Source organism: Paenibacillus sp. FSL H7-0357, assembly GCF_000758525.1.
Classification (GTDB): Bacteria; Bacillota; Bacilli; order Paenibacillales; family Paenibacillaceae; genus Paenibacillus_AQ.
The window spans coordinates 2,242,178-2,253,379 of sequence record NZ_CP009241.1 but is presented as its reverse complement, the minus strand read 5'-3'; the positions used below and the strand labels follow the sequence as shown (position 1 = coordinate 2,253,379).

Genomic DNA, 11,202 nt, shown 5'->3' with positions numbered 1-11,202 from the left:
ATATTTGCATTCGATTCCTAAACAGAGAAAACATTGATTTCATATGCCTTGATCCAACATTTCATGCTTCTAAAGCCTGATGGAATGACACCCCCTTATAGATTTCAATTTTGAATTCATTGCGCAAACGTTTGCAAAAATAACAACCCTACACATTCACTGCAAACTTTATTTTGTGCAGCAGACATGGTGCACAAAATAAGCACTTGTAAGCGCTTTTATACCTTGTTTAACATACTAATCTTAGTCTCAACTTGTTGTCAACCAAAAAAATAAATTGCTAAACCACCCGTCAGCCGGGACAGAGAGTTCATACTAATGGGCCTGTAGTAATGCCATTTTTTGCACAGATTTGCATCATCAATAAAATAAACATATGTAGCGTAAGAGTTTTAAAGAAAAACCGTTTGCGCATTTTATGACTTTACATTTCAGATTACCCGGCAGCATTTTTACATCAAAATACAAATATTTCTTATATTTTTCCATTTCATTTGTGGAAATGTGCAAATTTTAAGCGAAGGTTCTAGCCCTTATTCCCAAATCGGCTCTAAAGGGCCTTTAGAAAGACTTTGTCTATTTACAATTTACAGCACTTCGATTAATATTACTTTGTAAAGCAAACGGTTCCATGAGGAGGTTTCTATGACAGTTACCATCAAGGACGTGGCTAAGAAAGCGGGAGTTTCTCCCTCCACTGTATCCCGGGTGTTGTCAGGTCATCCCAGAATCAGCCTAGAAACTTCCCGCAAGGTCAAAGTGATTATGGAGGAAATGGGCTACACTCCGAATATGATGGCTAAAAGCCTCGTTTCGAAGACCACTAACAGTATTTGCATCATCTTACCGAAACCAGCTGAGGAGCTGTTCTCCAATCTGTTTTTTATGGAATTAATCAGAGGGATTGTGACTCAATCGAGCCGATCCGGTTATGATGTGTTGATTAGCTCCGGAGCGAACGAAAAGGAAGAGCTTGAGGCTGTTTCCCGCCTGCTGAAGGGCCGCCGTGTTGATGGCGTTATTCTGCTGTATTCACGCAAAGATGATGCGGTTATTGATTTTCTGGAATCAGGCGGCTACCCCTTCGTGCTTGTTGGGCGAAGCGACCGCTATGAGGATATTTTATCCGTGGATAATGATAATGTCATGGCCGCTTACGACGCTACAAACCACCTAATCTCCATGGGACATGAACGCATTGGTTTTGTCAGCGGACCGCCTAACCTCATCGTTTCACGCGACCGCCTCGAAGGATACCGCAAAGCCATGCTGAACAGTGGCCTGGAGATGCGTACAGAGTGGATTGTAGAGGGCGAGTTTCTGCAGGACAGCGGATATAGGGCGATGTCATTTTTCATGAATCTCCCGAACCGTCCAACGGCACTTGTTGCAGTGGACGATATGGTCTCTTTCGGAGTATTGCGCGGACTGAATGAACTGAAATACAAGGTTCCGGAAGATTTGGCGATTGTCAGCTTTAACAACATCCCACTATCGGAACTGTCCAGCCCGCCGATCAGCAGCATCGACATCGGAATTTATCATCTTGGCTATACGGCCTCCCAAGTGCTGATCCAAAGCATCAAGAAGCCGGATATTCAGGCAGGATATACGAACCGTTTTGTCATTCCCCACCGCTTGATCGTTAGAGAGTCATCTATGTATGCTCCAGGGAAGAAATGACCAAGTCACAAGAATAAATGAAGCGAAAGTGCTTCATTTATTTTTTCGAACTTTGTTCAAACGTTTGCGCTACTTATAAACCGCAATATATCCGTCAAAATAGCTTACAAAACTTAAGTTTATGCTTTCGAAGTGAGTTTTGTACGAAGTCGATTCAAGGAAGCTATGCTTACAAAACTTTTAGGAGGATCAACATGTCAGAAATTAAAGCCTGCCTGTTCGATTTGGACGGTGTGATCGTCGACACTGCCAAATATCATTTTATCGCCTGGAGAGAACTCGCGGAAAACCTTGGGTTTGAATTCACCGAACAGGATAACGAACGCCTTAAGGGTGTCAGCCGCGCCGCTTCACTGGATATTCTGCTGGAAATCGGCGGACTTTCTCTGGACGAGGCGGAAAAAGCCCGGCTGGCCGAGCAAAAAAACAACCGCTATGTCGAATACATCGCCAAGATGGACAGCTCGGAGATTCTGCCCGGTGCCCTGGACTTTCTGAAGGAATGCCGGGAATCCGGCATCAAAGTCGCCCTTGGCTCCGCCAGCAAAAACGCGATGACCATCTTGAATAACACCGGTCTGACACCGTATTTCGATGCGATCATCGACGGCACACATACCAGCGCGGCCAAACCTGATCCTGAAGTGTTCCTGCTGGGGGCCCAGGCACTCGCCGTATCCCCTGAGCACTGCGTGGTCTTTGAGGACGCCGAGGCCGGAATCCTCGCTGCCACCCGCGCCGGTATGCGCAGCGTAGGCATCGGTTCTCCTGCAACACTGGGGGCAGCGAACATCGTTGTGCCTTCTCTCCAGCAGATCGCACTAGCGGAATTGCGGGAATCTTTTGCAACGGTTTGACGAACATTAACATCTATCAGCAACCCTGTGAATTTTCTTTTGCCCTACTCTATTTACCTGAACTATATGTGAGAACAAAGTTACGCTGAGCAGCAGTGAAGGCGGACGGACCTTCGAAGAAGACCCTGCGTTCGTCTTTGTCCCCGGATGCTTGCCCAATACCCCCATTTCCGAGCATCCGGGGACAACAGCGATCGTAACATCCATTCGCCCGAGGGGCAGCCAGCACGTAACCTGTATAGTCGAACTCATAGTTCCATTTATATCATCCCCACCTAAAAAGGAGCCGGTAATAATGAAGCAATATCTAAAAATTGATGAATGGTCAATCATTGAAGAATCCTTCGATCCCCAGACCCAAGAAATTTCTGAGAGCGTATTTAGCATCGGAAACGGATATATGGGCGGAAGAGCCAACTTTGAAGAGCAATACAGCGGACACAGCCTGCAAGGCAGCTACATGGCCGGTGTGTATTATCCGGACAAAACCCGGGTCGGCTGGTGGAAAAACGGCTATCCGGAGTATTTTGCCAAAGTGCTGAACAGCACCAACTGGATTGGTATTAACATCGACATCGACAGCACACCGCTGGATTTGGCTACCTGCACCGTTACTGAGTTCCGCCGGGTGCTCAACATGAAGGAAGGTACACTTTCCCGCAGCTTCACCGCCACTCTTGAGGACGGCAAGGAAGTTAAGGTGGAAAGTATCCGCATCGTCAGCATGGCCCGCCGTGAGATCGGCGCGATCCGCTACTCGATCATTCCGGTGAATTTTGCCGGAAAGCTTACCGTTACCCCTTACCTTGACGGCGACATCAAGAACAAGGATGCCAACTATGACGAGAAATTCTGGAACGAAGTGGAGAAGAAAGGCGAGCCGGACGGCGGATACCTCACCCTGAAGACGAAAAAACTTGATTTTCACGTCACCTCGGCATTTACCTTTGATATTCTGGTCAACGGCGAAAAGCTTACTGCAGAAGCTGAAGTCACCGAGGATGAGAAATATGTGGGCAGTACGGTAACTCTCCCCGTGCAAACCGGCGATCAGGTTGTCATCTATAAATATGCTGCCAATGTCACTTCCCGCAATTACGGCCTGGGACAGCTGGTTGATGCTGCGCAGACGGCACTGCAAAGTGCCCGGGAAGCCGGATTCGTCGCACTTTTGACCGAACAGGCTACTGTGTGGGGCGATAAATGGAAGGAAAGCGACATTATCATTGAAGGTGATGTGTCGGCACAGCAGGCGATCCGCTTTAACATTTTCCAGCTTAACCAGACCTACACCGGTGAAGATGACCGTCTGAACATCGGACCCAAAGGCTTTACCGGGGAAAAATACGGCGGCAGCACCTATTGGGATACAGAAGCTTACTGTGTGCCGTTCTACTTAAGTACAGCGGATTCCTCAATCGCCCGTAACCTGCTGATTTACCGTTATAAACATCTGGAAAAAGCCAAAGAAAATGCGCTTAAGCTTGGTTATAAAAAAGGTGCACTGTACCCGATGGTAACGATGAACGGTGAAGAATGCCACAATGAGTGGGAAATCACGTTCGAAGAAATTCACCGTAACGGTGCGATTGCCTATGCGATTTACAACTACGTTAATTACACCGGGGACAAAGCTTATCTCGGCCAATATGGTCTTGAAGTGCTTGTGGAAATCTCCCGCTTCTGGGAAGAACGCGTTCACTACGTGGCCCACAAGGACAAATATGTGATGCTCGGCGTAACCGGACCTAATGAATACGAGAATAACGTCAACAACAACTGGTATACAAACCGGATTGCTGCCTGGACGATGGAATACACGCTGGAAGCCTTGGCATATCTGCAGGAGAACGAGGCTTCCCGGTACGCAGAGCTTGCCGATAAGCTGGAGCTGCAGGACAGCGAAACCACACAATGGAATGAAATCATCGCCAAAATGTACTATCCGGCCGATGAAGAACGCGGCATCTTCCTGCAGCAGGACGGCTTCCTCGATAAAGAGATCATTCAGGTGAAGGATGTTCTGCCGGAGAATCTGCCGCTGAATCAAAAATGGTCCTGGGACCGCATTCTGCGTTCCTGCTTCATTAAACAGGCCGATGTGCTGCAAGGTTTATATTTCCTTGGCGACCGTTACGATCTGGACACCAAGAAACGGAATTTCGACTTCTACGAGCCGATTACCGTTCATGAATCCTCCCTCTCCCCATGTATCCATGCAATTCTTGCCTGTGAGCTGGGGTATAAGGACAAGGCTTATGAAATGTACCTGCGGACTTCGAGGCTGGATCTCGACAATTATAACAATGACACGGAAGACGGCTGCCATACTACAAGCATGGCGGGAACCTGGATGTCGATTGTACATGGCTTCGGCGGACTGCGCGTTCAGGAAGACCGCTTGATCCTTAAGCCTTCCAACCCGGGACACTGGACTTCGTATTCCTTCAAGATCATGTTCCGCGGTTCGCGGCTTAAAGTCATTGTTACCGATGTACAGGTTACGGTTGTTAATGAAACCGATATTCCGGCATCCATCACGATTCACGGCAAGGAGTATACTGTGAACGGACTCAGTAGCGTCACTGCTGAAGGCTCCACCGTCACGGCATAATTCCGGCTAAATGGCCCCGGAGGCTTCAATCTCCTTCGGGGTTGTTTTTTATAGGTTAAACTCAAAAATCTGCAGAATGGGCTTACGCCGTATCTCCGGGGAATGTTTGGACTTCCGGCCGCTGTTATGTTTGGATTTCTTGATTGTTGCCGCAATTTGCGGATGAAATCCAAACATAAAGGCGGACGCTAAAGCTCCTACAGTTCCAAACTTCCCCTCCGTTACTGCTGCCCACTAAGATCTTTTTAAGTTCATCCTATATCTTTTATTATTCATTATGGTTTCATTATAAAATCACTCAAAGGAGTCGTTTAAAATGAAAAGAGCCTTTTGGAAAGAAGCCGTAGTCTATCAAATCTACCCTCGCAGCTTCCAGGACAGCAACGGAGACGGAATCGGGGATCTGCAAGGGATTATCTCCCGCCTCGATTATTTGCAGAAGCTCGGTGTCGATGTCGTCTGGCTGTCCCCGGTCTATAAATCCCCCAACGACGACAATGGTTATGATATTAGCGATTACGAGGATATTATGGATGAGTTCGGCACTTTGAAGGACTGGGAGGAGCTTCTGGCCGGACTGCATGAACGCGGCATCAAGCTGATGATGGACCTTGTGATCAACCATTCCTCGGATGAACACGCATGGTTTGCCGAATCCCGTTCCTCCCTGGACAATCCTTACCGCGATTATTATATTTGGCGGCCCGGCGGACCGAATGGCGAACGGCCCAACAATTGGAGCTCCGTCTTCAGCGGTCCGGCCTGGGAGCTGGATGAAGCTACCGGAGAATATTATCTTCATCTGTTCTCCCGCAAGCAGCCGGATCTCAACTGGGAGAATCCGCAGCTTCGCGAAGCCCTCTACAAAATGATCGCGTTCTGGCTCGACAAAGGCGTCGATGGCTTACGGATGGACGTCATTAATATGATCTCCAAGGTGGAAGGCCTGCCTTCCGCTCACAGAGAGGGGCTGGCTCCGGGAGAGCTGGCCGGTGGCGGCGAATATTTTATGAACGGCCCGCGGGTCCATGAATATTTGCAGGAAATGAACCGTGAGGTCCTCTCCAAATATGAGGTGATGACGGTTGGTGAAACTCCGGGGGCCAGTGTAGAGGATGCGATTCTGTATACAGCCGAAGACCGGCAGGAGCTGCAGATGGTGTTCCAATTTGAACATATGGATGTGGACTCCGGTCCCGGCGGCAAATGGGATGTCACCCCTTGGAGCCTCCAAGGCTTGCGCGACATTCTGCATAAATGGCAGGTTGGCTTAGCCGAACGCGGCTGGAACAGTCTGTACCTGAATAATCATGACCAGCCGCGGATGGTCTCCCGGTTCGGCAATGATGGTGAATACCGTGTTCTGTCAGCCAAAATGCTGGCTACACTGCTGCATACGCTGAAAGGCACGCCCTACATCTATCAAGGCGAAGAAATCGGCATGACGAATGTGAAATTCCCTGTGCTGGAAGATTATAAGGATATCGAGATCCTGAATATGTACCGGGAAAAGGTCACGGAAGGCGGCGCGGAGCATGAGACGATTCTACAGGCCATCCACACGAAAGGCCGGGACAATGCCCGTACTCCAATGCAGTGGGATGCCTCCGCAAATGCAGGTTTCACTCAAGGCGCGCCATGGCTGAAGCTTAACCCGAACTACCCAGATATCAATGTAGAGCAGGCGCTGGCTGATCCGGATTCCGTGTTTTATTATTACCAGAAGCTGATTAGCTTGCGTAAAGAACATCAGATTATGGCTTACGGCGAATATAAACTGCTGCTGACGGAGCATGAATACATTTATGCCTATACCCGGACGTTAGACGATGAACAGTGGCTTATTCTGCTGAATTTCAGCGCTGACCCGCAGCCGGTTGATCTCCCTGCTGAGCTGGCGGCTGTAACCAGCATCATTATCGGCAATTATCCGGGAGAGCCGGATGCTGCCAGCCTTGCAACCTTGCGGCCTTATGAAGCCCGGGTCTATCAAATTCGTCTATAGCATACACCCGATTTGTGTTAACCTGTCATTAATGAGCAGAGAATAACAGGCTTGGTTGACTGGCTCATGATAGTATAAATGCAAAAGGGAGATGGCAAACGTGGAATGGCTGATCCGAATGAAAAATGCCTTGGATTATATGGAGAGCAAGATGACCGAACCCCTGCGCATAGAAGAAGTGGCTAAGGTGGCTCATGTCTCCCCTTTTCATTTCCAGCGCATGTTCGGCATGCTGACAGGGGTAACGGTGGCAGACTATATCCGCAAGCGCAGATTGACTTTGGCCGCCCAGGAGCTGGCCATTTCCAAAATCAAGGTGCTGGATGTAGCGCTGAAATATGGATATGACTCCCCGGAAGCCTTCGCCAAAGCGTTCCGCAAAGCGCATGGACTCACCCCCTCCGCCGCGCGTGAACCGGGTGTACAGCTCAAGGCATTCCCCCGCCTCTCCTTCCATCTATCATTGAAGGGAGATCAGGAAATGGAATACAGAATCGTGGAGAAAGACGCATTTACCGTCATCGGCAAATCAATGGAGGTTACGACCAGGGAGGGAGAGAATTTCCGCAGAATCCCTGAGTTTTGGAATGAATGCAATGCGGACGGCACTTCGGATAAGCTGATTGAAATCGGCACAGGCAAAGATTGGCTTGGCATCTGTATGAGTATGGACATGGAGAAAGAGCTGCTGTCCTACTGGATCGGAGTGGAAGGTACGCCGGAGACGGATCCCCAAGGCTATGAAACCGCGGTGGTTCCAGCTGCAAGCTGGGCCGTATTCACCTCAGTCGGCCCCATGCCGCATGCGATTCAAAATGTGTGGCAGCGGATTTTCCAGGAGTGGTTCCCGGGTACCGGCTATGAGCATGCAGGTGGTCCGGAATTCGAGCTTTATCCACCAGGCGACCCGGATGCAGAGGATTATGTCTGTGAAGTGTGGATTCCGGTGATGAAGAAATAAGCAACTGGGCTACCCGATTAGGGTAGTCCTTTTTGTTTAAACCTTGCCGGAAGCAGCCGCGTAAAGAGATTGGCATATTTCCCAGCTCCTTCTCTATTAATTTTCATTTTGAGAATTGGCAATAGCTTGGTATAATAAACAGATTATATGGCTTATTCTATTATGTCATATTGTCATCCGAGATTCGGTGAAGGAGAATTTCATGTCTATCGTAAAAATCTTTTCAGACAGCACTTCCGATTTGCCGCAAGGCTGGAAGGAAACGTATGATATTGGCATCGTCCCGCTGTATGTAGTATTTCAAGACGGTACCTACAAGGATGGTGTAGATATTACACCTGAGGAAGTGTATCGTCGTGTCGCCGCAAATGGAGCACTGCCGAAGACCGCTGCACCTTCGCCCGCCGACTTCATGGCCGCTTTTGGGCCGGTCATCAGCAGCGGAGGAGACGTCGTCTATATCAGTCTTTCCTCTTCTTTATCCTCTACATATCAGAATGCCCTGCTGGCTGCAGGGGAGTTTCCTGAAGGACGCGTTCAAGTGGTTGATTCCCAGACGTTATGCGGAGGGATTGCGCTCCTAGTGATGAAAGCGGTTCGCGCCGCAGCCAAAGGCCACAGCAGCAGGGAAATTGCCGCTATGCTGAAGCAATGCCGCGACCGAGTGGAGACAGAATTTGTTGTGGATACACTGGATTACTTATATATGGGTGGACGTTGTTCAGGTATGCAGAATTTTATCGGCAGCCTGTTGAAGATCCGGCCTGTGCTGCGGCTGATTGACGGTGCGATTGTACCTGTGAGCAAAGTTCGCGGCAAGAAGGAGAAAGCTGTGGAACAAATGCTCCAGCATGCCCTTGCCAATGCCGGGGAAATGGATAAGGAGCTGCTCATCGTGGCCCACACACTGGGTGAAGAGGATGCCAACTTTTTGGTGGCGGCGCTGCGTGAACAGACCGATGTTGAAGAGATTGCCGTCATTCATGCCGGCTGTGTCATTGGCAGCCACTGCGGACCCGCTACAGTAGGCCTCATGTATATGCACTAACTATTGAACAGCCAAGTGGAAACGGATACCGTCCTCAAAAGGACGGTATCCGTTTCAGCGAGAAATAGAAGGATAATTTATAGTGCGAAGCGTATAAATTCTTATATTTTCAAAAAAACCAGCAATGCCCCGATAACCGGAGCTTGCTGGTTTTTGTTATGGCTATGTTTAATCCAGTTCGAACATTCAATACAAAGACGGCTTGTTCACAGGTAGGGTGTGATTCCCGCTTCTGCTTCTGATTCAGCTTCTTCATGGACGAATGGCAGCATAAAGCGGAAGGTCGAACCCCGTTCTTCTTCACTCTCCACAAAAATCGTTCCGCCCATCAGCTCGACGAGCTGCTTGCAGATGGCCAGTCCCAGTCCCGTTCCGCCATATTTGCGGTTAATGAACGGATGCAGCTGCGAAAAGGACTGAAAGAGCAGATTCAGCTTGCTGTCGGCAATTCCCACTCCTGTATCACGGACAGAAAATTCCAGCAGGTATTCCGGTGAACCCGGCAGCGGAATGTTCTTCACCGACAAGGTTACGCTTCCACGTTCCGTGAATTTAAGCGCATTACCGACCAAATTGACGATGATTTGGCGCAGGCGGCTGGGATCGGTCTTCACTATGGCCGGAACGCTTGTATCCGCCCACCAGCGCAGCGCCAGCTTTTTCTCTTCAGCTTTGGGGGTGAATAAATCTATAATGCTCTCCAGCATTTCACGCAGATCAAATTTCTCCGACAGCAGCGGCATTTTGCCGGCTTCCATTTTACTGAAATCGAGAATGTCATTTAGAATTTGTAGCAGACTATAGCTGCTGCTGCGCAGAATCTCGGCGTAGCCGCGCTGCTCTTCTTCCAGCTCTGTTTCCAGCAGGAGGTCGGCCATGCCAATCATCCCGTTCATCGGGGTACGGATCTCATGGCTCATCATCGCCAGGAAATCGGACTTAGCCTGAGCCGCCTGCTCTGCTGATTCCTTGGCCCGGAGAATCTCCCGTTCATTGGTAATATCACTGAAAGAGCCCACTACACCGCAGATGATTCCTTTATGCAGAAGCGGTGCAATCCGGTAGCTGACAAAAAAGCTGGTGCCATCCTTCCGCCAGAAGATTTCATCCCCTCTACTGCGGGTGACACCATCCTGCAGGGTCTGCCAGATCGGACATTCATGCTGCTGGTACCTTGACCCGTCTCCGCGGATATGATGAATCACATCCATCAACGGCAGCCCCCTCAGCTCGTAGGGCTCATAACCCAGCATATCTGCTCCCTCACGGTTGATAAAGAAGGTCCGGCCCAACGTGTCGAGCCCGAAGATTCCGGCTGCAATAGAGTTGAATATCAGGCTAAGATGCCTGTCCTCTGACATCTCCAGCACCAGCTCTGCCTTCTGCTGCTCCTCCACCATAGCCAGTTCTATAAGCTCCTCTTCACGCCCCGGTGTCCGCTCATCCGTCCATTCCATGGGAGAAACTTCCCCGGTCAGGAGCCTGCCGAACCATTCCTGAAGCAGAAGAGGAAGAACACGGCTCTGGTCATATCGGATAATGGCGAACACGCCTGCGATCCCTTCTTCAGCTTTTACCGGCACATACGTAACCGCAGCCGGGCTGCTTCCGCGGCTCTCATCCGCCTCTAGTTCAAAGCCGGAGCCGATACCCCCGAGCGCTGCAGCAAAATGTTCTTCTCCGGGAGGTTCTAGCCGCAAACCAGACAATGGCTCATGAAGCTCCGGATCTGCGCCAGCGGCAACTTCAAAAGCACGGTTGCTGTCTACATAATATCCCTGCCTGTCCAGCACAATTATCAGGTCGGGGTGATGATCGTATAACGCTTTATAAGCACCTTCTTCCGAAAGCACCCGATCCAGAATAAAAGACCATTGTTTAGTCATAGCCCACCTCCTCTGCTGCTTCAATCCTGTATCTTCATCTATTCATTAACTGCGGATAAACTGTAGCCATAACTTCAATCTGTACTCCGCTCGAAAATTGCTGAATTAAGAACTATTATAGCAAAAAAACCGCAGTTGGTCGCCATCA

7 protein-coding genes are annotated in these 11,202 nt (G+C 49.5%); 6 read left to right on the top strand and 1 reads right to left on the bottom strand.

What is annotated here, in order from left to right:
* The first annotated feature begins 645 nt into the window (after window positions 1-645).
* From H70357_RS09775 to H70357_RS09750, 6 genes are all read left to right on the top strand, one after another.
* Window positions 646-1,683, top strand: coding sequence for a LacI family DNA-binding transcriptional regulator (locus H70357_RS09775; RefSeq protein WP_038588479.1), 1,038 nt, complete (start codon window positions 646-648; stop codon window positions 1,681-1,683).
* Between the two features lie 194 nt (window positions 1,684-1,877).
* On the top strand, window positions 1,878-2,540 hold the full coding sequence (gene pgmB / locus H70357_RS09770; protein ID WP_038588476.1) for a beta-phosphoglucomutase: 663 nt from the start codon (window positions 1,878-1,880) through the stop codon (window positions 2,538-2,540).
* A gap of 295 nt (window positions 2,541-2,835) precedes the next feature.
* Window positions 2,836-5,154: a glycoside hydrolase family 65 protein gene (locus H70357_RS09765; protein WP_038588473.1), complete on the top strand. Its 2,319-nt coding sequence runs from the start codon at window positions 2,836-2,838 to the stop codon at window positions 5,152-5,154.
* A 316-nt stretch (window positions 5,155-5,470) separates the two neighbouring features.
* Window positions 5,471-7,159, top strand: a complete 1,689-nt coding sequence (locus H70357_RS09760; RefSeq protein WP_038588471.1) for a glycoside hydrolase family 13 protein — start codon at window positions 5,471-5,473, stop codon at window positions 7,157-7,159.
* 100 nt (window positions 7,160-7,259) lie between these two features.
* Window positions 7,260-8,120, top strand: a complete 861-nt coding sequence (locus H70357_RS09755) for an AraC family transcriptional regulator (protein WP_197073673.1) — start codon at window positions 7,260-7,262, stop codon at window positions 8,118-8,120.
* 202 nt (window positions 8,121-8,322) lie between these two features.
* Window positions 8,323-9,168 (top strand): DegV family protein, encoded by an 846-nt coding sequence (locus H70357_RS09750; RefSeq protein WP_038588465.1) that lies wholly within the window; start codon window positions 8,323-8,325, stop codon window positions 9,166-9,168.
* 206 nt (window positions 9,169-9,374) lie between these two features.
* On the opposite strand, the gene H70357_RS09745 is transcribed toward H70357_RS09750, so the two are convergent.
* On the bottom strand, window positions 9,375-11,054 hold the full coding sequence (locus H70357_RS09745) for an ATP-binding protein (RefSeq protein ID WP_052091939.1): 1,680 nt from the start codon (window positions 11,052-11,054) through the stop codon (window positions 9,375-9,377).
* Window positions 11,055-11,202 lie beyond the last annotated feature (148 nt).